Below are 25894 nucleotides of genomic sequence, written 5' to 3'. Positions count from 1 at the left end.
AATGAAAACAATAAAAATAGCTGGAGTTCCTGAACATTTTAATTTACCATGGCACATGTGCATAGAAAATGGTGAATTTGAAGAAGTTGGAATTGATTTACAATGGACAGATGTTCCAGAAGGTACTGGTAAAATGTGTCAAATGCTTCGAGATAAAGAAACTGACATAGCTGTAATTTTAACTGAAGGAATTGTAAAAGATATTATTGCTGGAAATGATTCTAAGATTGTTCAAATTTATGTAAAAAGTCCACTTATTTGGGGAATTCACGTGGCAGCAAATTCTAATTTTAAAACTCTTGAAGATTTAAAAGATAAAAAAGCAGCGATTTCTCGTTTTGGTTCAGGCTCACATTTAATGAGTTTTGTAAATGCGCAAAATCAAAACTGGGACACTTCTAAATTAGAATTCGAAATTGTAAACACTATTGACGGAGCAGTTGAAGCTTTGACGAATAAAAAAGCGGATTATTTTATGTGGGAACGTTTTATGACTAAACCATTAGTAGATAACGGAATATTTAGGAGAATAGCCGACTGCCCTACTCCTTGGCCTTGTTTTGTTATTGCTGTTCGAAATGAAGTTTTAGAAAAGTATCCTCATGTTATAGACCAAATATTAGAAATAATAAACGCTACAACTTCAGAATTTAAAATGATTCCTAGTATCGATAGAATGTTGGCTTCAAAATACAATCAGAAAATTGAAGACATACAAGAATGGTTGTCTTTAACCCATTGGTCACAAAAACAAATTGATAAAAAAACACTTAACAAAGTACAAGAACAATTACATTCGTTAAATATTATTGAAAAAACAGTTCCGTTTGAAACTATAGCTAAATAAATACTTATTTTTATCGTTTTAAACACAATGAATAAAATCAATCCCATTTCTTTTGCCAAACTTAAAGAAAAGCTTTCATTACCAAAGCCTTGGGATAATGTTGTTATATTCATATTGAATATCCTTATAGCCATTCCAACCTTTTTAATTGTTCATCATAATATTATTGAATTTAATTGGCCAATAAACTTAGATCGAATTTTTATTTTTATAGGAATATTAATTCTTATTCAACTCATTTTAAGAACATTAAAAACAATAATTGTAATTTGTATATTTTTCTATATAATTACACTTATTTACGGAACATTATTTGGAGAATATGGCTTTCAACGCGTTTTTGAAGATTATCGTTCCATGATATATTCAATGCAAGAAGATCCACATCCACAAGATTTAATTATTTCTAAATTATTGCCATTCCCTAATAAATCAAAAATTATTGATGCCGTAAATTTTACCAATCCAAAAGTTCGAAATTTTGCATTATATGCAACCACAAAACACTTTAAAGACATCAAAGGCCATGCAAAAGACAGAAAACTAATTCAGTGTTTTGCAGTTTTTAAAGAAATAAAACAACGCTGGAATTATGTAAATGATCCAAAAGGTCAAGAATACATAGCCGCTGCATCTGAAAGTATTCAACATTTTTCAGGTGATTGTGATGATCATGCTATACTAATGTCAGCTTGTATAAAAGCTATTGGTGGAACTCCAAGAATAATTCATACAGGTGGACACATGTATCCTGAAATGCTTATTGGCGATAAAAACGATTTAGAGACTGCAGTTTACCTAATTAAAGAAGTTTTATTTATTGAAGAAAGTAAAAACAGAGAAATTCATTATCATATTGACGAGAGAGGCAAAATTTGGTTAAATCTTGATTACACTGCAACTTTTCCTGGAGGACCATTTATGAAAGAAGAGATTCTTGGTGAGTTAACTTTTAATTAAAGTAAACTACCAATCAATCGCATCTAAACTATTATTTATCAAATAATTATTTGTTTTACTAAAATGATTGTTGTTAAACCATTTTTTATGAGAATGTGCGAAAGAAGGATGACCAGATTGTAAAACAAAGTGTTTACTTTCATCAACGAACTTTATTTTCTTTTGGGCAAAACTTCCCCAAAGTAAAAAAACTACATGTTCCTTTTCATCTGAAATTTTTTGTATAACAGCATCGGTAAATTTTTGCCAATCTAAATATTTATGACTGTTTGCTTCGTCTTTTCTTACGGATAAAGTTGCATTAAGCAATAAAACACCTTGTTTTGCCCAATGTTCTAAATTGCCAGATGTTGGCAACATAATTCGATTTAAATCAGCATTAATTTCAGTATAAATATTTCTCAACGAAGGAGGAATTTTTACATTATCATTCACCGAAAAACACAAACCATTTGCTTCACCAACTCCATGATAAGGATCTTGACCTATAATCACAACTTTTAAATCATCAAAAGAACATAAATTAAAAGCATTAAAAATCAGTTCTTTTGGCGGAAAACAAGTAAAGTTCTCATATTCAGCATAAACATTCTCTTCTAATTGAATAAAATAGGGTTTTTCAAATTCTAAATTGAGTAGATTTTTCCATTCTGAAGGAATAGTTTCAAACATAGGTTAAAATTTCCTCAAAAATATAAAAATCTTTAGGAATAAAACTTATAAGGTTCGTAACTTTGAATCATATTATCAGACCAATGATTTCAGTTACCGAAAAAACGCTACAAGATTTAGAATTCAATACCATTTTAGAAACCATTTCAAGTAAATGTAATACTGATATTGGCAACCAAAAAACACTTCTAATTAAACCTTTTAAAGACCAAGAGACTTTAATTAGGGAACTACATCATACATCTGAATATTTAGCCTCTTTTACCAATAACAATGCAATACCAAATCATGGTTTTGAGGAAATTTCTCATGAATTAAAGTTTCTTAAAATTGAAGATAGTTTTCTTGAACAGATAAGTTTTAAAAAAATAGCAGCTATAACGGATACGGCTATACAATTGCTTAAATTCTTAAAGAAATTTGAAGAATATTACCCTACTTTATATTTAAAATCTGCTGAAGTTGAACAATGTAAATATATTTTAGAAAAAATTGATATCGTTTTTGATAAATATGGTGAATTAAAAAACAATGCTTCACCCGATTTATTAAACATTAGAAAAAGTATCCAATTGGTTCGTGGAAAAATAAATCAAAGTTTTGGTTTAGCTTTGAGTCAATATAATTCAGCTGGATATTTAGATGATATAAAAGAAAGTGTAGTTGAAAACCGAAGAGTTTTAGCGGTTTTAGCTATGTATCGTAAAAAAGTTAAAGGAAGCATTTTAGGAAATTCAAAAACAGGAAGTATAGCCTATATTCAGCCTGAAGCAACACTAAGATATTCTAGAGAGTTAAACGTATTAGAATATGAAGAGCGTGAAGAGATTATACGTATTTTAAAACGATTAACAAACGAAATAAGACCATTTAGAGAAACTTTAAAGGATTATCAAGAGTTTTTAAGCGATATTGATGTTATTGCTGCAAAAGCTAAGTATGCAAACACTATTAATGGAATTCTACCAACAATTACTCAAGAAAAGCGATTATTTTTTAGAGAGGCTTTTCACCCTATTTTATATATAAACAATAAAGCAAAAAACACCGTAACGTATCCTCAAACTATTGAATTAAACAATGAAGGTCGAATAATTGTTATTTCTGGTCCAAATGCTGGCGGAAAAAGTATTACCCTGAAAACCATCGGGTTATTACAATTAATGTTACAATGTGGAATTTTAATTCCGGTACATGAACGAAGTGAAACTTTTTTATTCGACAGAATTTTAACCGATATTGGAGACAATCAATCTATTGAAAATCACCTAAGTACCTATAGTTATAGGTTAAAGAATATGAATTATTTCTTAAAAAAATGTAATTCAAAAACGTTGTTTTTAATTGACGAGTTCGGTACAGGTTCAGATCCTGAGTTGGGTGGTGCTTTAGCAGAAACATTTTTAGAAGAATTTTATGCTCGTGAAGCCTTCGGGATTATAACGACACATTACAGTAATTTAAAGATATTAGCCAACGAATTACCATTTGCTATTAATGCAAATATGCTATTTGATGAAAGGTCTTTAGAGCCATTATATAAATTACATTTAGGGCAAGCTGGTAGTTCATTCACATTTGAAGTAGCTCAGAAAAACGGAATTCCATTTGGATTAATCAATAGAGCGAAGAAAAAAATAGAAAAAGGAAAAGTTCGTTTTGATAAAACAATTGCTACGCTTCAAAAAGAAAGATCAAAACTGGAGAAGACTTCTCAAAATCTTAAGGAAGAAGAAACTAAAGCGAGAGAAGAAAACATAAAAATGGAAACAATTAATGCTAAAATTCAAGAAAAATTAGAGCGTTATCAAGAAGTTTATGATGCTAATCAACGATTGGTTTATTTAGGACAAAAGATTGATGATCTTTCTGAAAAGTATTTTAATTCTAAAAATAAAAAAACTTTAATGGCTGAAGTTTTAAAGATTGTTGAAATAGAAAATTCAAAACGAAAGAAACTTACCGCTAAGGAGAAAAAAGTTAAAGAGAAAGTAGAAAAGGTAATTATTGAAGAAATTAAAGTCAAAGTTGAAGAAATTAGGGTTGAAAAGAAAGAAAAAAAGATAAAAGCAAAAATTGAAGAAGAAAATAAGCCGAAAGTTGTTTTAAAAGTTGGTGATAGAGTTCGAATGAATGACGGTAAAGCCGTTGGTACTATTGATAAAATTGAAAAGAAAAAAGCTACTGTAAATTATGGCATTTTTACTTCAAAAGTAAGTTTAGACGAATTAGAATACGTTCAACCTAAATAACAAATAATACATTATGGAAATTGAAAATTTACCAGTTGATAAAAAAATAATTCTATTTGATGGTGTTTGTAATTTATGTGATGCATCAGTACAATTTATTTACAAACACGATAAAAAAGACGTTTTTAGATTTGTTGCTATTCAGTCTGAATTAGGACAAAAAATAATTAAACACATTGGAGTTGATACTTCAAAAATTGATTCTATAATTCTTTACGAACCTGGATTATCCTATTCGTATAAAGCTGAAGCAGCTCTTACAATTGCTAAAAACTTATCAGGAATATACTCTTTATTGGGTTATTTAAACTTTATTCCAAATAGTATTAAAAATATTATTTACGATTATGTTGCAAAAAATCGTTATAAATGGTATGGAAAAAAAGAAGCATGTATGATTCCAACTCCCGAATTAAAAGCTAAATTTTTATGATAAATATCATTTTAAATTTTAATTGAAGATTATACATTTGTTAAAATTAAAGTAGAAAATTATGAGAAATTTATTTATACCCTTAGTAAACTGGGGAAATGGAGCTTTTATTATGATTGTAATATTTTCATTAGTAATTCTTGGGCTTGTAGGGGCAGTAATGCTTTTAATGAATACCGATAAAAAGAAAAAAGAAAACGACCAATAATTATTAGTCGTTTTCTTCTTTTTATAATTTTATTTTATTTTGTAAAAAAGCATCGGTTAACACAAGTGCTGCCATAGCTTCAACTATGGGTACTGCTCTAGGAACAACACATGGATCATGTCTTCCTTTTCCTTGTTGTTCAATAAGTTTGCCTTTATTATCTAGAACTTCTTGTTTCTGTATTAAAGTTGCAACAGGCTTAAAAGCAACTCTAAAATAAATATCCATACCATTACTAATACCACCCTGAATTCCACCAGATAAGTTAGTTTTGGTTGTACCGTCTGAGTTATATAAATCATTATGTTCACTGCCCAACATTCTTGAGCCACAAAATCCACTACCAAATTCAAATCCTTTAACAGCATTAATAGAAAGCATTGCTTTACCTAACTCAGCGTGTAACTTATCAAAAACAGGTTCTCCAAGTCCAATTGGTACATTTTGAATAACACATGTTATAGTTCCACCTACAGAATCTCCTTTTTTCTTTATTTCTTTGATGAAATTTTCCATTTTTAAAGCAGTAGTTTCATCTGGGCAACGAACAGCATTGCTTTCAATTTTAGAAAAATCTAAATCTTGGTAAGGTTTGTCAATAAATATTTCCCCTACAGAAGAAACAAAAGCATTAATTTTTATCTCTGAAATAATTTGCTTAGCAATTGCTCCTCCTACCACTCTACATGCAGTCTCTCTGGCTGAACTTCTCCCTCCTCCTCTATAATCCCTTATTCCATATTTCTTTTCATAAACATAGTCTGCATGACTTGGTCTGTATGTATCTTTAATATCTGAATAATCTTGTGATTTCTGATTAGTATTTAAAATTGAAAAACCAATAGGTGTTCCTGTAGTATAACCCTCAAAAATTCCTGAATGAAAAATAACTTTATCCTCTTCTTTTCTTTGGGTAACTATAGTAGACTGACCTGGTTTTCTTCTTTGCATTTCAGTTTGAATTGCTTCAAAGTCAACTTTTAATCCAGAAGGACAGCCATCAATAATACCTCCTATAGTATTTCCATGTGATTCTCCAAAAGTTGTTAACTTAAATAGTTTTCCAAAAGTATTACCAGACATTATTATATATATTAATTGAAAAACAAAAGTACTTAAAATTAAGTTACAATATTATTGATTTTATAAACCAACATTACAATTTAAAATTTTGTTTATATTAGCTAAAATTATAATTATGAAAAAAATATTTTTATTAACGCTTACTAGTTTAGCATTTATTTCATGTTCTAGTGATAACGAAAGTGTAGCAGATCAAACAAGCTTTGTTCTACCAGCAACTATTGGTAATTACTGGGTATATGACATTGAAGCAGCTGGAAACCCAACATCAAAAGATTCATTATTTATTTCAAGAGATACTATAATTGGTTCAGAAACTTACAAAAAATTTGAAACTGAAAATAATTTAGCAACCGGATTTTATTCTTCTTCATTAAAAAACAATGGTGTTAGAGAATTCCATAATAAATTACTTTTAACAGGCGATTTATCAATTAATAACGGTCAACTTCCTGTTGGTTTAGATTTAAGTCTTATAGATTTTGTGATTTTTAATGCAAATGCATCAAATAATGAAACTCTTTCTACAAAAACAGGTGTAATAAATGAAACTATTAATGGATATCCTATAACTATTAATTATACTTTAAGATCAAAATGTGGTGAAAGTTTAGCAGAATTCACCTCGCCTAATACAGATATTTATACCGATGTTAAAGTCACAAAAGTTATACTTAATGCAACGATTTCAACTTCAATAAGTGGAATTAATGTCCCTATTATAACCAATCAGGATGTTTTAACTTCTTTACAGTATATTGCAAATGGTTTAGGTGTGGTTCATACCAACACAACTATAACTTATACCATATCACAACTTATTGCAGATCAATTAGGTGTTCCAGCGACTTCAACACAAATTCAAAATGAATTTTTAACAAACTATTTTGTACAATAATTTAGTGCTTTTGTTGTTTTAAAAGTCTAAATTTGTATAAAATAGAGCTATTATGAAAACAAAAATTTTATCTGCTTTTTTACTAATTGGATTAGTATTTAGCGCAAATGCTCAAGAAATTTCAAAAAATGCCTTGGGATTAAGAATAGGTGACAATGATGGTTTTGGTGGGGAAATATCATACCAAAGAGGTTTATCTAGTAACAACCGTTTAGAATTTGATTTAGGCTGGAGAAACAGCAAAGATGTAGATGCTTTCAAAATTGTTGGTTTATACCAATGGGTTTGGAATATTGAAGGAGGTTTTAATTGGTATGCAGGTGTAGGTGCAGGTGTTGGAAGTTGGAGTTATAATAAAAATGATTTTAAAGATAGTGGTTCATTTGTTTTAGCTGCTGGAGATATTGGTATTGAATATTTATTTGATTTTCCACTTCAATTATCTTTAGACTTCAGACCTGAAATGTATTTTGGTGGAGATTATGCTGATTCTAGAGATGGTTTTGGTCCAGATATTGCTTTGGGAATAAGATACAGATTCTAAAATATTATTATTAATTAATAAAAAAGTCCCAAATTGGGACTTTTTTATTTTAATACAATTGACTGAATCTTGGGAATAGTTATTATACAATAAGGATTTGTAATTACAGTTATAACATTTGAATGCTTTTCTGGGCTAATCTCTTTTGTCTTAATGTATAGTGTTTTTTGCTTTTTAATTAAATAATCAACTTCTATAGCATAACCACCTGTATTTCGTTGGCCTAAAAAAAGAATACAAACATTATTAGATTTAAAATCAACATTTAATAAATTATTAAAATCAGACTCGTCGATATTAAGTTTTTCGATTACTTCGATATAAGCTTCATTGTCTTCAATTAAAAGATACTCTTTATTTTCGATTGAAGAATTTTGACCTGAACTCAAAGTTTTAAAAGACACATTAGATCTGTTAACACCTGATGAACATCCTAAAAGCAGTATTGATAAAATTCCAAGTAAACCTTTCATTATTTGTTCTCTTTAATTGCCTTAAAATACAAATTCTCATAAATAGGCAATATGTTTTTTATATCAAATTTTGAAGCTTCCTCTAAAGCATTTTGTTTGAATTTTAATAATTTAGCATTATCTGATAAAATTGAAATTGCATTTTTACTCATACTCGCTATATCTCCAACATTACTAAGATACCCTGTAACTCCTTCTCTATTTACTTCGGGTAAACCACCAGAGTTACTCGAAATAACCGGAACTCCACAAGACATTGCTTCTAATGCCGCTAACCCAAAGCTTTCTGTTTCTGACGGTAATAAGAATAAATCAGAATAGCATAAAATTTTGTCTATTTCATTACTATTTCCGAAAAAAATAACTTTATTAATTATTCCTAGTTCTTCACATAGACGCTCAGCTGCCTCTTTTTCAGGACCTTCACCAACCATCATTAACTTTGAAGGAATTGTTTTTTGAACTTCAAAGAATATCTTAACAACATCATCAATTCGTTTTACTTTTCTAAAGTTAGATATATGTGTTATAATTTTTTCATCTTCAGTTGCCATTAAAGACCTATGGCAAGGTGATGTTTCATCGATTATATCTTTTGTAATCTCAATAAAATTTGGAATGACCTGTATCTCTTTTTTAACATCAAATAACCTGTAAGTATCCTCCCTTAAGCTTTCAGAAACACTTGTAACATAATCTGAATTATTAATACTAAAAGTAACAGCTGGTTTATAAAATGGATGGTTTCCTACTAAAGTAATATCTGTACCATGTAAAGTTGTAATCATAGGAATATTAATTCCTTCTTCTGCAAGCATTTGTTTAGCCATATATCCTGCATATGCATGTGGTATTGCATAATGAACATGTAATACATCGATAGAATGTAATTTCACCATGTCTACTAATTTACTAGAAAGCGCTAATTCATAGGGTTGATAATGAAAAAGTGGGTATTCTGGTACATTTACTTCATGATAAAATATATTTTTATTTAATAAAGCTAATCGAACTGGTTGACTGTAAGTTATAAAGTGGATTTCGTGTCCTCTTTTAGCTAATTCAGAACCTAACTCTGTAGCGACTACTCCACTTCCTCCAAATGTAGGATAACAAACAATTGCAATTTTCATTTTTATACTAATTTTCTTTAAAATTAAGATTTTAAAATAAGCTATACTTTTAAATAATCGTTAAATTATTTTTTAAATGCAGATTCATATGTTTCTATCCAATTCTTTACGCTAATTTTTTGAACTAATTGACCTATTAATTGATACGGAATATCTTCTTCTCTTTTAAAACGCATACAACTTTTTCCAATATCGAGCTTTTTCTTTGAAAAAATTGAATATTCTAAAACAAACCATTCATAAAGGTCTTTATTCGCGTAAATTCCCATATGATAAAAGTTTATACTGTTTTTTTGAGAAGCAAAACTCATAAATGGTAATGGAAGTTTAGAATCGCAATGATATCCTTTTGGATAAATACTATGAGGAACATAATAACCAATCATTCCATAGCTCATTCCTTCTTCAAACCCATGAGGTAAATTTTCAAGGATAGTATTTCTTAATTTTATTAATGCGGGTAATCTTTCGGCAGGAATTTCATCTAAATATTCTGAAGGAGATTGAGCTTTTGAAATCATAATTTAAAATTAAAGTTAAAAAAGTTATTCTGTTATTGCTTCGTAAATAACTTCTTGTATTTTCTCTCTAATATTATTTCGAGACAATCTATTGGTTTTAGCTTCTGGATATGTTCTGTTAGACAAAAAGATATATACTATTTCTTTTTCTGGATCAGCCCAAGCTATAGTTCCTGTAAAACCAGTGTGCCCAAAACTTGTTAATGAAACACAACCACACGTTGGACCAGCTTCTCCAAGTTGTGGTTTATCAAACCCAAGTCCTCTTCTATTACCTTCTTTACAAAAATAACATTTATTAAATGCATTTAAAGTTTCCTCAGTAAAGAATTGGTGTCCACCATAAGAACCTTTTTGCAAATACATTTGCATCATTTTTGCAACATCTAATGCATTTGAAAACAATCCAGCATGTCCAGAAACCCCACCTTGCATTGCTGCCCCCATGTCATGAACATATCCTTGTATAGTAGTATACCTATAATAATCATCAATTTCTGTAGGAGCAATATAACGCATGTCAAACTTACGTAATGGATTATAGGTCATTGAATTTGCTCCTAAATAAGAGTAAAAATTATCTTCAGCTAATACGTCTAATTTTTTTGAAGTAATTCTTTCTAAGTACTCTTTCATTAATATAAATGAAAAATCACTGTATTTGTATTCTTTTTTGGGTAACAAATCACTGTTTGCAATAACCTTCATAATTGTATCATTATAATCTCTTCTTAAAAATAAATTTTCAGAAACTTGAATAGGAAATTCATCTGAAAATGTTTTTTTATAGTATTTTTCAGCTGGAAACCCTGCACTGTTTAAAGTTGCTTTATAAAAAGGTTCCCAAGGTTGAAGCCTAGCTTGATGCGTTAACAAATCTAAAAAAGTGATGTTTTCTTTATTAGTTTTTTTAAATATTGGTAACATTGTACTTAACTTAGTATCTAACTTAATTTTACCCTTTTCATATTGAACCATTAAATTTGGCAAAGTTGATAAAATTTTAGTAAGTGAAGCCACATCATACAAATTTGTATTTTCAACTTTATCTTTATTTTCATAAGTCATGTATCCAAATGACTTTTGATAAACGACAACTCCTTTTCTTGCAACAATAATTTGTGCTCCTGGTGTCATTTTCTCACTTATTGCATTATTAGCAATTATATCAATTTTTGAAAGAATTTTTGAACTCATACCTACATTTTCAGGGACTCCAAATGCTAAACGATTTAAGTTTTGAGTTAAAATTCCTTCATTAACTTCAAAATCATCATTTATAGAAACTGGTAATTTACCCTTTGCACTTTTAGATCCAAATATTATATCAGCAGCAGTAATTTGAGCAAAATCGTTATTTTGATAAGCCAAAATTACGCTCTCAATTCCTGAGAAATTTTTAATATTTAATAAAGAATATGGTTTTGTAAAAAATGTAACTATTGTTTTATTCTGTTTAGCAATTCTATCAATCCAAAGAAGCTCTTTAAAACTTAAATCATGATTTTTCCATGCTCCATCTGTTTTATGATATCCAATAATAACTTTAGTATAATCATCTAATATAGCTAATGATTCATCTAAATCTTCTGATTTTATTTCCGTTACATTAGTATATTTATTTAAAGAATTTAAAAAAGTATTAGAAACATCATTTCCTATACTTACGTAGGCAATTTTTTCTTTTTCGATTTTCTTAATAGGCACTATTTTATCTTTATTGGTAAGAACCGTTATAGCGTTTTCATATAAATCGAAATTTAAAGCATCAAACTCAGGTTTATTTAAATCTTCAACAAGATTATTAATTTCAACAGGTTTATAATTATTTAATCCTACTTTATATTTATAATTTAAAATCTTTTTAACCGAAAAAGCAATTCGTTCTTCACTCAACTTACCATTTTTAAAAGCCAATTTAAATTTTTCAACAGCCAGAGGGACATTTTCTGCAAAAAGTAAAATATCGTTTCCTGCTATGAAAGCTTCTAAATCAATATCTCCAGGTTGTTTAAAATTACTAGCACCTTTCATATTTAGAGCATCTGTAAAGATCAAACCTTTAAAACCTAAATCATTTTGTAAAATATCAGTTACAACATTATAAGAGATTGAAGTTGGATATCCTTTTCGAGGTTCTAAACTTGGAATATCCAAATGAGCAACCATTATGCTCGATAATCCATTCTTAATAAGCTCTTTGTAGGGATATAGTTCAACATCATCTATTCTTTTCTTGTCAAATTTTACAATTGGTAAAGTATGATGGGAATCAGATGAAGTATCTCCATGACCCGGAAAATGTTTGGCTGTAGCAAATAAACCTTCGCTTTGAAAGCCTTTCATTAAAGCAACTGCGCGTTCTGCAACATTAAACTTATCTTCACCAAATGAGCGATTACCAATGATAGGATTTTTTGGATTGGTATTAATATCAACAACAGGTGCAAAATTAAAATGAATTCCCATGCGTTTTGATTGTTGACCCATTTGTTGACCCATTTTTTCAATAAGACTCATATCTTGAACAGCACCAAGTGTCATGTTCCAAGGATAACGATAAGTAGAATCTAATCGCATGCTTAAACCCCATTCTGCATCAATACCTATAAACAAAGGAACTTTAGATTGTGCTTGATATCTATTTGTTAAATTAGCTTGACGAACAGGTCCGCCTTGAAAAAAGATTAATCCTCCAATTTTATACTTAGAAATTAAATCATCAATAGATTTGTTATGTGCTTCATTTTTATTAGAATAAGCCGCAACCATGAATAATTGCCCAACTTTCTCTTCAAAAGAAAATTGATTATATACACTATCAACCCATTTTTCTTGGGTAATAGTAGAGTTATCCTGAGAAAAAATAAATGAAGTAAAAAGTAGTGCTATTATGATATATCTCATACTAATATTATATTAAAAAAAATCATCATTAGATTATAATGATGATTTTAAAATTTTTATTACAAATTTAAAAAAATCTATTATGCCAACTTTCACTTGCAGGAACTTCCCAAAAATCCTGCCATTCTTCAATTGTATTTACTAAATTGTTAAAAACAATAGTTGAAGATGATACTGATTTTGCTTTAGCCATTTTCTTAAAATCGATTAATGATTTATAAGCAATGTATTCGCCTGTTTTAAAAGTAACATTCATACGATCCATTAAATCAATATTAAATTTTTGTTCCAACGATTGTATAAACTGAACTGAAGCGTCTATAGAACAACCCGATGCCGCTTGTACATCTTGATTAACTGCGATAATTATGAACCTCTCATATTTTAACAAATAAGAAGCTTCTAAACTTTGTCCGTGCGCAGACCAAGATTCAATGAATGACTTTAATTTCTCTTCAATTTCAGAAATTTCATCTTCAGAAAATTTTCTGTCAGATTGATAAATCCAAATACGTGAATGCGAGGGTAATGTTGAAAATTCTACAAACATTATTATTTTTTTATAATATCTGAAACTATTTTATAAGTAACAAACTTTTTAATTTTTGCATCAAACATCTCTAATTCATAGTAATATACTTCTATTACATCATTAGCTTTTAATATATTTTCCGTCAATAAAAATGAATTGTCAAAATTATTTAGTAAGATAAAATCTACTGTTTTACCAGAAGTTTCTTTAATTGAAAACGTAATAAATTGTTCTGACTTTGCTTGAAAAAACTTACCTGTAACTGATGGTTCCTCTTCAATCATTTCTTCCTCTACATCTTCTTCGTCGTCCATGTTATCCATTACTAGTTTCAAAAAGGAAGGGCATTTTGTAGCCATTTGCATACCTACATCTCTACCAAGAGCTTCCATTTTTGACTCATCAGAAATAACATTTTTACCGTAGTATTTTTCAATGTCTTTTTCATATTTATTAAAATCTTCCAACATGCATAAGCCTAACGTCATTTCAAGATTTTCTTTTGTAATCTCTTTTTTTGTAATACAATCACATGTTCCTTCAGAAATTTTTGAAATTAATTGCTCTTTAGTAAGTTTTTGAGCAAATAGTGATTGAGTAATAAATAATAATACAATAATTTTTTTCATAGTTATAAATCTTGTGCGTTAGCTATTAATTCTGCAATGTCTAAAACTTTAACATCTGCTTCTTTTTCTTTAAATTTAACTCCATCTGTCATCATGGTATTACAAAACGGACAACCAGCAGCAATAATTTCTGGTTTTAGTTCTAAAGCATCTTCAGTACGTTCTATATTAACTTCTTTGTCTCCGGGTTCAGCATCTTTAAACATTTGAGCACCACCAGCACCACAACACAATCCATTTGCACGAGATCGTTTCATTTCAACTAATTCAGCATCAAGTTTTTTAATTAAATCTCTTGGTGCTTCATAAACGTTATTTGCTCTACCTAAATAACAAGGGTCGTGAAAAGTAATTTTTTTTCCTTTAAACTGACCTCCTTCAATAGTTAACCTTCCATCATCTAAAAGAGATTTTAAAAACTGAGTATGATGAACAACTTCATACATCCCTCCTAATTCTGGATATTCATTTTTTATAGTATTGAAACAGTGTGGACATGCAGTAACAATCTTTTTAACTTCATAAGCATTCATGACTTCAATGTTGGTCATTGCCTGCATTTGAAATAAAAATTCATTTCCAGCTCTCTTTGCAGGGTCACCCGTACAAGATTCTTCAGTACCTAAAACTGCAAAAGGAACATTTGCACGGTTAAGAATTCTAACGAATGCTTTTGTAATTCTTTTAGCTCTATCGTCAAAACTACCAGAACAACCTACCCAAAATAGAACTTCTGGTTGCTTGCCTTCAGCCATCATTTCTGCCATTGTTGGCACAATTAAATTTTCAGCCATTATATTTTAAACTTTTTGGTTCATAAAAACCTGATTTTTAATTATCTATTATTCATGATGTTCATCATCAAACACCTGAATTGTAACTTCTTTATCAACTAAATCTGTAAATTTACCTCTATATCTAGTGGCTTTAACTAAATGATTATCAATCCAATGATAATTTCCTCCTCTTGGCTTACCCATTACCATTCCATGAAATTTAAATCCATGTTTTTTTAACCAATTTTCAGTTACAACTCTATGATCTTCAGTTCTAGATGTAAAAAAACAAATTACATGGCCTTCATCATACCATTTATTAAGAGTTTTTAATGCATCAGGGTATACTTCTGCAGTCGCCATTCTTTCTGGTTCTTCATTAGGAATATCATCACAAATTGTTCCGTCTATATCAATTAAATAATTTTTAATTCCTTCTTGTAAAACAGGGCTTAAAAATTCTCCATTTTCTGAAACAGGCTGCAATTTGCTTTCAATTTCATCTTTTCTCATTGTAATTGTGTTGTAGTTGGTAGTTATTTTAATAGATTAATCTTCTGATTTCCAATTTAAACGATCCATTTGGTTGTATTGCCATGGAGCACCATTATTTTCAATATTTGTCATCATTGCATTTAATTCCATCGGTGCAGCACTCTGTTCCATTACCAAATAGCGACGCATGTCCATGATAATTGATAAAGGGCTAATATTTACAGGACATTCTTCTACACATGCGTTACAAGATGTACAAGCCCAAAGTTCTTCAGGAGTAATGAAATCATTTAATAATGATTTTCCATCATCTATAAAAACTCCTTTATTAGCATCAATATTTTTACCAACTTCCTCTAATCTGTCACGAGTATCCATCATGATTTTTCTTGGAGAAAGCTTTTTACCCGTTTGATTTGCTGGACATGATGATGTACAACGTCCACATTCTGTACATGTATATGCATTAAGCAACTGTACCCAATTTAAATCTTGAACATCTGAAGCACCAAATTTTGCAGGAACTGCATCTGGGTTTGAAGGTGCTGCAAAAGGATCTGCAGTTGGATCCATCATCATTTTTACTTCATTTGTAACACTTTCTAAATTATCCAATTTTCCTTTTGCATTTAAATCTGCAAAATATGTATTTGGGAATGCTAATAATATGTGTAAATGTTTTGAGAAATATAAATAATTTAAGAAAACTAAAATACCTGAAATATGCAACCACCATGCTCCTCTTTCGATTAAGAAAACAAGATTATTACTCATTCCATTAAAAATTGGCGCAATAAATTGCGAAATAGGAAAACTTCCTGCTTGATGATAATGTCCATATCCACCATCTACAAATTGTAAATGTAAATCGGCAGCGTTCATTATTAAAAATAAAGACATTAATATAACTTCAAAATATAAAATAATATTACCATCATTTTTTGGAAAACCATTCATCTCTGAATTCATAAAACGTTTTAGTTTTATTACATTCCTTCTCATCCAAAAAACAATAACTGCAACTAAAACTAAGAATGCTAAAATTTCGAATGAACCAATTAATACATTATAAGCAGTTCCTAAAAAAGAAAATACTCTGTGAGTTCCAAATAAACCATCAATAACAATTTCTAAAACTTCAATATTTATAATAATAAAACCAACATAAACTATAATGTGTAAAATACCCGCAATAGGTCTTTTAATCATTTTAGATTGTCCTAATGCAATCATGGCCATATTCTTCCATCTTTCTGAAGAATTGTCATTTCTGTTTACATCTTGACCAAGTTTTATGTTTCTAATTAGTTTTTTTACATTATTTGTAAAATAACCAGCTCCAATTATTAAAATTACAGCAAATAAAATATTATCTAAATAACTCATAATATATAATAAATTAGTCTTTTTTAGTTTCTGTTGGTTCTATATAAGGTTTATTTTTTTTACCAAATACAGATACATTAATATAACGTGTTGGATTTAGTCTTAAATCTTGTAAAAGCAATTCTAATTCTTTAGAAGCTTTTGTAAAATTAGTATACATAGCTTCATCTTTCATTAATTTACCCATTGTTCCTTTTCCTTGCTCCATTTCAGCTAAAAGCTTATCAACATTTGCCAATGTTTTTTCTAAATTTTTAACTGTTTGACCAAAGCTAGCAGATGATAATGAATCTGAAATTTTGGCAAAATTTGCTGTAGTTTGATCTAAATTGGTAAACGTATTGTCTAATTTTGATTTATTATTAGAAAGTAATTCATTTATGTTTTTAGAAGCTCCACTAAATTCAGTCATTGTTTTATTCAATTCTGATAAAGAATTTTTTAAGTTAGCTTTACCTTTTTCATCAAGAACTTCATTAATTCCTGCAAATAAAACATTTGCATTATTTAATAATTTTTCAATTTTGTCTTTTAAAGGTTCCATTTGCTCAGCTAGAGCATCTGTTAAACCTAATTTAGTAGAAGATTTTAAATAATCTCCAGATTCTGCAATTTCACTATCCGCATCATTTGGTAAAATAATAATCTCTTTTCCACCTAAAGGTGATGAACCTACCAATTCGGCAATACTTGATTTAGAAATTGGATAATTTGAAGTAATAGATAACTCTACTAATACCTTTTTATTTTCAAGGAAATCATATGAATTAACCCTTCCAACAGTAACTCCTTTAAGTTTAACTGATGAAGAAGGCTCAAGACCTTCTACAGAATCATATATAACGTAAATTTTTTTACTTGTATCAAATAAATTTTTCCCTTTTAAAAAATTATATCCCCAGAAGAATAATAATATTGATGATATAACTAATATCGCGGTTTTAATTTCTCTTGTTAATTTCAAAATTTTCTATTTTAAACAAAAATAAACATTATTTTATTTAATTGCCTCTGAAATGCTAATTTTTACTCCGTCTTTATAAGCAACTAAAAAAGCCGAACTATACCCTTTTTCTTTTGCTTCAGATAATCTTAATTTTGCTTCATTATAACTATTTTCATTACCATAAAAATATTTATACAATTTACCTGATTGCTCTACAGATATATCATTTAATCCTTTAAAATTAGATGAAGACGTTTGTAATTTAGTTCCACTTGCAGAAATTTGAACTTTAAATACAATACCTTTATTAGAAATTGATTTTACAATCGGTTTATCATCATTAATTATTTTAACATCTTCTTTTTTTGATTCAATTACTACATTTGAAGCTGAACTAGGATTATAATATTCTTTTTTATAGGCGAAAATAGCATCTGCAATGGCTTTTGCAACCTTGTCTTGTCCGTCATCTGAATTTAAAAAATTCCCCTCCTCTACATTAGAAATAAATCCAATTTCAATAAGTACACTTGGCATATATGAAGCATCTAAAACCCATAAAGGCGCTTGTTTAACTCCCCTATCTTTTCTATTTAATGTATTGGTAAAGTTTTCTTGAACTTTCGCAGCTAAATCAATACTTTGATTTAAGTATTCTTCTTGTAATATTTTCAAACCAATTAACGTCTCAGGTTTATTTGGATCAAAACCGTTGTATTTTTCTTTATAATCCTTTTCTAATAAAATTACCGAGTTTTCGCTTTTTGCTACATCTAAATTGGTCGTGCTACGCGTTAAACCCATTACAAAAGTTTCAGTTCCATAAGGTCCAAAATTCTTTACACCATTACAATGTATAGATACAAACAAATCTGCATCTGCTTTATTAGCATTATTCGCTCTATCCTTTAATTCAACAAAAACATCAGTTTTTCTAGAATAAACAATTTCAATTTCGGAATCTTTATCTAAAAGCTCGCCAACTTTTAAAGTAGTCGCTAAAGCAATTTTCTTTTCTATATTACCATGATAAACAGTTCCGTAATCTTTTCCACCATGCCCTGCATCTAATACAATTTTAAACTTTGATTTAGTTTGTGCATTAATTTGTAGTGTAAAAAAGAATGAAATACTTAATAGAAAAACTTTAAAAAAAGAGTTTTTGAATAAATCCATATTATTAGTTTTTAGTAGCTTCGTTATAATTTTATTAAAATCTTATTTTTGCAAAAAAATATATGTAAGTTTGACACTTCAAAAAGTGAGCCAAATTTTTACAAAAATACTATTATTAGCATTGCATACAAAGTTATTTCATATCGTTTTATTAGCATTTTTTCTAACAATTGGAATTACATCTATTTATTCTCAAGAAACACCTAAAAATGAAACAGTTAGTATTACTGAATTAGGGATTAAAGAAACTAAACTTGAAATTGATGGAGATTCACTTAAGAAGAAAAAGAATATTCTTGAAGATATTGTTAAAAGAAAAGCTGTTGATTATGAAAAAATGGATCAAAAGAAAAAACAGCTCACTTTATACAACCAAGCAGAACTTTATTATACTGATATTGAATTAAAATCTGGAATTATAGTTTTAGATTATGAAAAAAGTGAAGTATATGCGGGTAGAATTAAAGACAGTGCTGGTAATTATACTCAATATCCAGTTTTTAAACAAGGAAGTAATATAATTGAACCCGATTCTATTCGTTTTAACTTTAAAACTAAAAAAGCATTAGTTTGGAACTCTAGAACAAAACAAGGTGAAATGAATATAAAAGCAGAAATTTCTAAAAGAGAAAATGATTCTGTGTATTATATGAAAAATGCTCGAATTACAACATCTAAGAATATTGAAGATCCAGAATATTATTTTTTAGTTCGTAAAGTAAAATTTGTTCCTAAGAAAAAAGTTGTCGCAGGTCTGACCAATTTAGTAATTGCTGATGTTCCAACACCTATAGGTCTTCCATTTGCTTACTTTCCTATGACTGAAGAAAGCACTTCAGGTTTTATACTTCCAACTCCCGGACAATCTAATAGACAAGGCTATTTTTTACAAAATGGTGGTTATTATTTTGCTTTAAGTGATTATTATGATTTGGCCGTTTTAGGTGATTATTATACCAATGGAAGTTATGGATTGCGTTTTGAGAGTAGTTATGCCAAACGTTATAATTTTAATGGTAGAGTTAATTTTAGATTTGAAAACAATATACAAGGAGAGAAAGGTTTTCCAGACTATATAAAATCTAAACAATATAACATTCAATGGTCTCACAGTCAAGATACTAAAGCATCGGCAAATTCAAGATTTTCTGCATCTGTCAACTTAGGTAGTAGTCAATATTTTAGACAGTCTGTAAATTTGGCTAACGTTGGTTCTGGTTTAAACAACAATTTAAGTTCATCTGTATCCTATCAAAAAACCTTTCAAACTGTTCCTCAAGTAAACTTATCTATATCAACTACACACAATCAGAATACAAATACCGAAATTATTAATATGACTTTACCTACACTTCAGGCAAGTGTTGATCGTATTTTTCCATTTGCACCAAAAGACGGTATTAAAAAAGGTTTTATAAAAAATATTAACTTTCAATATAACTTAAGAGGAGAAAATAGAATTTCAACAGTTGATTCTCTATTTTTTAAACCTCAAATGTTTAGAGATGCTAAATCTGGATTTCAACATAGTATTCCACTTAGCACGAACTTTAAAATATTTAATTATTTTAGTGTAACTACTAGTGCAAGTTATAATGAAGTATGGACTTTTAATACTATTGATAGATATTTTAGCACAACAGAAAACAAGGTTATAACCGAAGATTTAAAAGGCTTTGATAGTTTTAGAACGTATAACTTTAATGCAAGTATTGGAACTACCATTTATGGTACATTTAATTTTGGAGAAGATAGACAAATACAGGCTATACGCCACGTAATGAGACCAGGTGTTTCTTATGGTTATACCCCAAGTTTTGAACGTTATTATGATACTTATGCTATAGATGCTACAGGAAATACGTATCAAGATTTTACTCGCTTTGAAGGCGGACTTTTCGGATCACCCGGAATAAGTAATTCTAATAATTTAGGTTTTTCTTTAAGTAATACATTTGAAGCAAAAGTTGCAGATAAAGAGAGTAAAGATGGAGCTCCTAAAAAAGTAATGTTATTGAACAACTTAAATTTTTCTTCTAGCTATAACATTGCTGCGGATTCTCTACCTTGGTCACCCATGCGAGTTAGTGGTGGTACACAATTCTTTAAGAATAAAATGAATGTAAACTTTGCTACGACTTTAGACCCTTATGCTATTGATAACTCTGGAAAAAGAATTGAAACATGGAATATTGATAATGGGGGAAGTTTATTTAGAATGACAAGTGCTAATATGACTTTAAATTATTCTTTTTCTAGTAACGATACCAAAAAAACCAAAGCTTCTGAACAGACTGAGCAAAACGGAGGAGATGACTTATTTGGAACTGGTGTTGATTTAAGTAATAGTAATCAGAGTCTTTTTAATAAGAATGAAGAAGACGAAGAATTAGAAAATAAAGGTAATAATTGGTACAACACAAAACTTCCTTGGGATTTACGTATTGCATACTCAGTCACCTATAATAATAGTAATCGTCAAAATGAAATAACCTCTAATTCCTTAATGATGTCTGGAAATCTTGAATTAGCTCCAAGGTGGAAAGTTGGATTTTCATCAGGTTATGATTTAAAACAACAAGGAGTTACTTTTACTCAATTACGATTTGAAAGAGATCTAGAAAGCTGGAGAATGAGCTTCAATTGGGTGCCTTATGGTACAAATACCTTTTGGGGATTCTTTATAGGAATTAGCTCTTCTGTTTTAAGTGATATTAAATGGGAAAAACGCCAGTTACCCGATAGAGTTTTTCAATAAAATTTAACTAACTACAAATACAACACTTATGAAAAAAATAATTTTTACAGAAAATGCTCCTGCTCCTATTGGACCATACAACCAAGCAGTTTTAGTAAACAATACATTATATACTTCTGGGCAAATTGCTATTGACCCTAAAACAAATGAGTTGGTTTTAGATACTATTGAAAATGAAACCAAACAAGTTATGGAAAACATGAAAGCAGTTTTAGAAGCGGCTGACATGAATTTTAGCGATGTTTTTAAAGCAACAATATTCATTAGCGACATGAATAATTTTGCACGAATAAACGCAGTTTACGGCGCTTATTTTAATGAAAAAACGGCTCCTGCAAGAGAAACAGTTGAAGTGGCTTGTTTACCTAAAAATGTAAACGTTGAAATTTCTATGATTGCTTGTAAGTAATGTTAATTTTGAAGTTAGAATGAAAAAAATCACTATCTTAATCATAATAAACTTAATTTTAATTTCTTGTAATAACTACAATACTAAACAAGAAATTACTGTGCCTAAAAAATTTAAGATTGGTGAATTTAGGTATAGTGAAAATGGAGAAGGTTTTATAGTTCAAAAAACTATGAAGAAACAGATTGAATTTAATATTGAAAAAAAATATAAAATAGAATTTGATTTAGTTTGGAAATCAGATAATGAATATGATATGATATTCCTTGGTGGTACTAAGGGATGTCTTAAAATTAAAGATACTATTAACGTAAAAATAGTTTCATGGAATAAAAACTCTTATAGTTATGAAGCATTTGATAAAAGATGTCTAGGAAAATCAAATGGAACACTAATTAAACTTTAATAAATAGTATATAACAATTACTTGATTTATTTTGGAAATTCAACACTTCCTAAAAAACCAATATTTTGTACAATAGTATGATTCTTCCTTTCGTCAGAATGACGAAACAAGAACATAAAATCAATCCAACTGCAAAGCGTTTAAAAGCATTTGAGCACTTGCTTCATTTGTTGCTAAAGGAACATTATGCACATCGCAAATACGAATTAGCATCGAAATATCGGGTTCGTGTGCGTGACTTGAGTTTGGATCTTTAAAAAATAAAACCATTTTCGTTTTGCCCTCTGCTACTCTAGCTGCAATTTGTGCATCGCCACCTAATGGACCAGAGAGCATTTTTTTTACTTTAATTCCAACTGACTCTACTTTACTTCCAGTTGTTCCTGTTGCAATTAGCTTAATGTTCTCTTCAATAAGAATGTGTTTGTTTTTATTTAAAAACTGCACCATGTCGGCCTTTTTACCGTCATGAGCAATTACCGCAATTTCCATTTTTTTTATCATCAATTATGCATTTAAAACATGATAGTTAATTAAGCCTTCCATAGGTTTTTTATATACATTACCTATTTGCAATCCGTGTAATCTCAATGCTTTCGTTAATTCTTCTTTCAAATAAAAAGCAATAGAACCAATAAAATGTATTGGAACTTCTTTAGCATTTTTAAATTGTAAAATGTAGTGTTTGATAAACAATTCTATTTCTTCATTAATGTATTTCTTGCAAAATTCTGTCTCTTTGTTTTCTATTAAAAACTTTGCAAAAGAAGCCAAATACGCATTCGGATTGGCTTCTTTGTACAATTTGTTTTTTATAAAATCGGCATCTAAGTTGTATTCAGATTCAAGTTTTACTCTTAATTCAAGAGGCATTTCATTAAAGTAATAACCTCTAATAATATGTCTTCCTAAACGGTTTCCACTGCAATCATCCATTGCTATATATCCTAACGACTGTACTTTTTGATGCAAAACTTCTCCATCAAAATAACTGCAATTAGAGCCTGTTCCAAGTATGCAAACTATAGCTTTTTCACCTTTTGGAGTTGTTCCATAAACAGCCGCATAAGTGTCTTCATATACTTGTATTTCAGCATTTTGAAAATAATTTTGCAACAATTCTTTTAAGAATAACTTCATTCTATCGGTTCCGCAACCAGCACCATAAAAGAATACACTTGAAACTATATTTTTATTAGTTGAAATTGAATCAGCTGCATTTAAACGCTCAATAATTTCATTTTCCGATAAAACTTCAGGGTTCAAACCCAAAGTAGCCGTTGTAAAAAGCACTGAACCATCATTATCTACTGCAATCCAATCGGCTTTTGTAGAGCCACTATCAACTAATAATTTCATTTATTTTAAATTAGAAATATGAATAGATAAATCAACTAACTTACTTGAATATCCATATTCGTTATCGTACCAAGAAACAATTTTAAAAAAAGTACTGTTTAAACCAATTCCTGCTTTTGCATCTACAATTGAAGTTCTTGGGTCGGAATTAAAGTCAGTTGAAACAACATCTTCTTCAGTATAACCAAGAATTCCCTTCATTGAAGTTTCAGACGTTTTCTTTAAAACCGCCATAATTTCTTCGTAAGTCGTTTCTTTAGCAACTTTAACGGTTAAATCTACTACCGAAACATCTGCCGTAGGAACACGCATTGCCATTCCTGTTAACTTACCATTTAATTCTGGAATAACTTTACCAACTGCTTTTGCAGCACCAGTTGAAGCTGGAATAATATTTAATAACGCTGAACGACCTCCACGGAAATCTTTCTTAGAAGGACCATCAACAGTTAATTGAGTTGCTGTAGTTGCATGAATAGTTGTCATTAAAGCTTCAACTATCCCAAAATTATCATTGATTACTTTTGCTATCGGTGCTAAACAGTTTGTAGTACATGAAGCATTTGAAACAATTGTATCAGAAGCTTTTACATTTTCGTGATTTACACCCATTACAAACATTGGTGCATCGGCAGATGGAGCTGAAATAACTACTTTTTTTGCACCGCCGTTAATATGGTATTGTGCTTTTTCTAAAGTGGTAAAAATTCCAGTACATTCGGCAACGATATCTGTAGCCACTTCGTCCCATTTTAAATTATTTGGGTCTTTTTCAGCAGTTACTCTTATGTGTTTGTTATTTACATATAACCTTCCTTCTTTTACTTCCACATCACCTGCGAACTTTCCATGTACAGAATCATATTTTAATAAATAAGCTAAATGATCTACATCTAATAAATCGTTGATAGCTACCACTTCAATATTATCCCTATTTATAGTTTCTCTTAAAACTAATCTTCCTATTCTACCGAAACCGTTGATTCCTAATTTAATTTTTGACATTTATTTTTTTTTAATTGTTAATTTGCTTGACTAGTTGTGTGTTTATCGTAGCAATTTTACAATGAAATTATGTTGACATTATGTCTGACACTCTTATTAATTCTTGATCTATTTCAAAATGACCTTTAATGGCTTGCTCTAATGGAGTTAAAACAATTTTGTCATTTAATATTCCTGCCATATAGTTTGATTTTCCTTCTAATAATGCTTCAACCGCTTTAACACCTAGTCTTGATGCTAAAACTCTGTCAAAACATGAAGGTGCACCACCACGCTGCATGTGTCCTAATACAGAAACTCTTACGTCATATTCAGGTAAATTTTGATCAACATAGTCCTTAAGTTCAAAAACATTTTTCCCTGTTTTGTCCCCTTCAGAAACAACGACTATACTTGAAGACTTACCAGACTCTTTACTTCTTTTTAAAGATTCTAATAATCGTTCTAAACCTAAATCTTCTTCAGGAATTAAAATTTCTTCTGCTCCTGCTCCAATTCCTGTATTTAATGCAATATGTCCGGCATCTCTACCCATTACTTCCACAAAGAAAAGTCGGTTATGAGAACTGGCAGTATCTCTAATTTTATCAATTACTTCAACTACTGTGTTTAAAGCAGTATCGTAACCTAATGTATGACTTGTTCCAAAAATATCATTATCAATAGTACCAGGAATTCCCATTACTGGAAAGTTAAATTCTTTATTAAAAATTTCTGCTCCTGTAAAAGAGCCATCGCCACCAATAACTACTAATGCATCAACATTTGCAGCTTTTAAATGATTGTATGCATTTTTTCTGCCTTCAGGAGTCATAAATTCTTTTGAGCGAGCAGATTTTAAAATTGTTCCTCCTTTATTGATAATGTTGTTTACAGAACGAGGTCCCATTTCTTTAAAATCACCTTCTATCATTCCTTGATAACCTCTATAAATTCCTAAACAATTAATGTTATGATAAGCACAAGTTCTTACAACTGCACGAATTGCTGCATTCATTCCTGGTGAATCTCCACCAGAAGTTAGTACCGCTATTTTTTTAATATTTGTTTCCATGTTTAGTAATAAATGTAAATTTAATAAAGGTT

General features: G+C 29.4%; 27 protein-coding genes. 10 read left to right on the top strand and 17 right to left on the bottom strand.

Features of this window, described 5'->3' with window-relative positions:
- Position 1: 1 nt before the first annotated feature.
- Together ACQ65T_RS08685 and ACQ65T_RS08680 are read left to right on the top strand one after the other, a co-directional pair.
- A complete protein-coding gene (locus ACQ65T_RS08685; protein ID WP_430400686.1) occupies positions 2-847 on the top strand; it encodes a substrate-binding domain-containing protein in 846 nt (281 codons plus the stop codon).
- A 27-nt stretch (positions 848-874) separates the two neighbouring features.
- The gene (locus ACQ65T_RS08680) at positions 875-1807 is read left to right on the top strand and encodes a transglutaminase (RefSeq protein WP_430400685.1); all 933 of its coding nucleotides are present in this window, start codon (positions 875-877) and stop codon (positions 1805-1807) included.
- Between the two features lie 6 nt (positions 1808-1813).
- Here ACQ65T_RS08680 and ung read toward each other — a convergent pair whose 3' ends face one another.
- A complete protein-coding gene (gene ung, locus ACQ65T_RS08675; protein ID WP_430400684.1) occupies positions 1814-2479 on the bottom strand; it encodes a uracil-DNA glycosylase in 666 nt (221 codons plus the stop codon).
- An 83-nt stretch (positions 2480-2562) separates the two neighbouring features.
- Between ung and ACQ65T_RS08670 the strand changes: the two genes are divergently transcribed.
- From ACQ65T_RS08670 to ACQ65T_RS08660, 3 genes are all read left to right on the top strand, one after another.
- Entirely contained in the window at positions 2563-4731 is a 2169-nt protein-coding gene (locus ACQ65T_RS08670) for an endonuclease MutS2 (protein ID WP_430401350.1), read from the top strand.
- A gap of 13 nt (positions 4732-4744) precedes the next feature.
- Positions 4745-5164 (top strand): thiol-disulfide oxidoreductase DCC family protein, encoded by a 420-nt coding sequence (locus tag ACQ65T_RS08665; protein ID WP_430400683.1) that lies wholly within the window; start codon positions 4745-4747, stop codon positions 5162-5164.
- 61 nt (positions 5165-5225) lie between these two features.
- Positions 5226-5372 (top strand): hypothetical protein, encoded by a 147-nt coding sequence (locus ACQ65T_RS08660; RefSeq protein ID WP_430400682.1) that lies wholly within the window; start codon positions 5226-5228, stop codon positions 5370-5372.
- A gap of 21 nt (positions 5373-5393) precedes the next feature.
- Here the strand turns inward: ACQ65T_RS08660 and aroC are convergent, their stop codons facing one another.
- Positions 5394-6455, bottom strand: a complete 1062-nt coding sequence (gene aroC / locus ACQ65T_RS08655; protein WP_430400681.1) for a chorismate synthase — start codon at positions 6453-6455, stop codon at positions 5394-5396.
- A gap of 115 nt (positions 6456-6570) precedes the next feature.
- On the opposite strand from aroC, the gene ACQ65T_RS08650 reads away from it, so the two are divergent.
- Both ACQ65T_RS08650 and ACQ65T_RS08645 read left to right on the top strand, forming a co-directional pair.
- Complete coding sequence (locus tag ACQ65T_RS08650; protein WP_430400680.1) at positions 6571-7353, top strand: hypothetical protein; 783 nt, start codon at positions 6571-6573, stop codon at positions 7351-7353.
- 52 nt (positions 7354-7405) lie between these two features.
- Complete coding sequence (locus ACQ65T_RS08645) at positions 7406-7897, top strand: hypothetical protein (RefSeq protein WP_430400679.1); 492 nt, start codon at positions 7406-7408, stop codon at positions 7895-7897.
- Between the two features lie 44 nt (positions 7898-7941).
- Here ACQ65T_RS08645 and ACQ65T_RS08640 read toward each other — a convergent pair whose 3' ends face one another.
- The 11 genes from ACQ65T_RS08640 to ACQ65T_RS08590 all read right to left on the bottom strand — a co-directional run bounded on the left by ACQ65T_RS08640 (position 7942) and on the right by ACQ65T_RS08590 (position 18871).
- Complete coding sequence (locus tag ACQ65T_RS08640) at positions 7942-8370, bottom strand: protease complex subunit PrcB family protein (protein WP_430400678.1); 429 nt, start codon at positions 8368-8370, stop codon at positions 7942-7944.
- A complete protein-coding gene (gene bshA / locus ACQ65T_RS08635; protein WP_430400677.1) occupies positions 8370-9503 on the bottom strand; it encodes an N-acetyl-alpha-D-glucosaminyl L-malate synthase BshA in 1134 nt (377 codons plus the stop codon). The genes ACQ65T_RS08640 and bshA overlap by 1 nt, the downstream gene beginning before the upstream one ends.
- 65 nt (positions 9504-9568) lie before the next feature.
- Positions 9569-10024, bottom strand: a complete 456-nt coding sequence (locus ACQ65T_RS08630; protein ID WP_430400676.1) for a DUF1801 domain-containing protein — start codon at positions 10022-10024, stop codon at positions 9569-9571.
- A gap of 24 nt (positions 10025-10048) precedes the next feature.
- Positions 10049-12931, bottom strand: a complete 2883-nt coding sequence (locus tag ACQ65T_RS08625; protein WP_430400675.1) for a glycoside hydrolase family 3 N-terminal domain-containing protein — start codon at positions 12929-12931, stop codon at positions 10049-10051.
- Positions 12932-12998: 67 nt separating this feature from the next.
- Positions 12999-13481 carry an ABC transporter ATPase gene (locus tag ACQ65T_RS08620; protein ID WP_430400674.1) on the bottom strand — a complete coding sequence of 161 codons (483 nt, stop codon included), beginning with the start codon at positions 13479-13481 and terminating at the stop codon, positions 12999-13001.
- Between the two features lie 2 nt (positions 13482-13483).
- Positions 13484-14092 carry a hypothetical protein gene (locus tag ACQ65T_RS08615; protein WP_430400673.1) on the bottom strand — a complete coding sequence of 203 codons (609 nt, stop codon included), beginning with the start codon at positions 14090-14092 and terminating at the stop codon, positions 13484-13486.
- 2 nt (positions 14093-14094) lie between these two features.
- Positions 14095-14886 carry a (Fe-S)-binding protein gene (locus ACQ65T_RS08610; protein WP_430400672.1) on the bottom strand — a complete coding sequence of 264 codons (792 nt, stop codon included), beginning with the start codon at positions 14884-14886 and terminating at the stop codon, positions 14095-14097.
- 48 nt (positions 14887-14934) lie between these two features.
- On the bottom strand, positions 14935-15381 hold the full coding sequence (locus tag ACQ65T_RS08605) for an LNS2 domain-containing protein (protein WP_430400671.1): 447 nt from the start codon (positions 15379-15381) through the stop codon (positions 14935-14937).
- 36 nt (positions 15382-15417) lie between these two features.
- Positions 15418-16749, bottom strand: coding sequence for a 4Fe-4S dicluster domain-containing protein (locus ACQ65T_RS08600; protein ID WP_430400670.1), 1332 nt, complete (start codon positions 16747-16749; stop codon positions 15418-15420).
- Between the two features lie 13 nt (positions 16750-16762).
- Positions 16763-17713, bottom strand: a complete 951-nt coding sequence (locus tag ACQ65T_RS08595; protein WP_430400669.1) for an MlaD family protein — start codon at positions 17711-17713, stop codon at positions 16763-16765.
- Positions 17714-17746: 33 nt separating this feature from the next.
- The gene (locus ACQ65T_RS08590) at positions 17747-18871 is read right to left on the bottom strand and encodes an N-acetylmuramoyl-L-alanine amidase family protein (protein ID WP_430400668.1); all 1125 of its coding nucleotides are present in this window, start codon (positions 18869-18871) and stop codon (positions 17747-17749) included.
- 85 nt (positions 18872-18956) lie between these two features.
- Here ACQ65T_RS08590 and ACQ65T_RS08585 point away from each other — a divergent pair, with 85 nt between their 5' ends.
- From ACQ65T_RS08585 to ACQ65T_RS08575, 3 genes are read left to right on the top strand one after another with little or no spacing between them, the layout of a single operon-like run.
- Positions 18957-21629, top strand: coding sequence for a putative LPS assembly protein LptD (locus ACQ65T_RS08585; RefSeq protein ID WP_430400667.1), 2673 nt, complete (start codon positions 18957-18959; stop codon positions 21627-21629).
- Between the two features lie 28 nt (positions 21630-21657).
- Positions 21658-22038: a RidA family protein gene (locus tag ACQ65T_RS08580; RefSeq protein ID WP_430400666.1), complete on the top strand. Its 381-nt coding sequence runs from the start codon at positions 21658-21660 to the stop codon at positions 22036-22038.
- Between the two features lie 19 nt (positions 22039-22057).
- Complete coding sequence (locus ACQ65T_RS08575) at positions 22058-22444, top strand: hypothetical protein (protein WP_430400665.1); 387 nt, start codon at positions 22058-22060, stop codon at positions 22442-22444.
- Positions 22445-22564: 120 nt separating this feature from the next.
- Here the strand turns inward: ACQ65T_RS08575 and ACQ65T_RS08570 are convergent, their stop codons facing one another.
- The 4 genes from ACQ65T_RS08570 to pfkA all read right to left on the bottom strand — a co-directional run bounded on the left by ACQ65T_RS08570 (position 22565) and on the right by pfkA (position 25862).
- Positions 22565-22936, bottom strand: a complete 372-nt coding sequence (locus ACQ65T_RS08570; protein ID WP_430401348.1) for a methylglyoxal synthase — start codon at positions 22934-22936, stop codon at positions 22565-22567.
- A gap of 15 nt (positions 22937-22951) precedes the next feature.
- The gene (locus tag ACQ65T_RS08565) at positions 22952-23803 is read right to left on the bottom strand and encodes an N-acetylglucosamine kinase (RefSeq protein ID WP_430400664.1); all 852 of its coding nucleotides are present in this window, start codon (positions 23801-23803) and stop codon (positions 22952-22954) included.
- On the bottom strand, positions 23804-24808 hold the full coding sequence (gene gap, locus ACQ65T_RS08560) for a type I glyceraldehyde-3-phosphate dehydrogenase (RefSeq protein ID WP_430400663.1): 1005 nt from the start codon (positions 24806-24808) through the stop codon (positions 23804-23806).
- A gap of 67 nt (positions 24809-24875) precedes the next feature.
- Complete coding sequence (pfkA, locus tag ACQ65T_RS08555; protein ID WP_430400662.1) at positions 24876-25862, bottom strand: 6-phosphofructokinase; 987 nt, start codon at positions 25860-25862, stop codon at positions 24876-24878.
- Between the last annotated feature and the right edge of the window lie 32 nt (positions 25863-25894).

The sequence above is a fragment of the Flavobacterium sp. genome (assembly GCF_965284515.1).
Classification (GTDB): Bacteria; Bacteroidota; Bacteroidia; order Flavobacteriales; family Flavobacteriaceae; genus Flavobacterium.
Note: the sequence above shows the minus strand (reverse complement) of the source record. Positions and strands in the feature narration are given on the sequence as shown.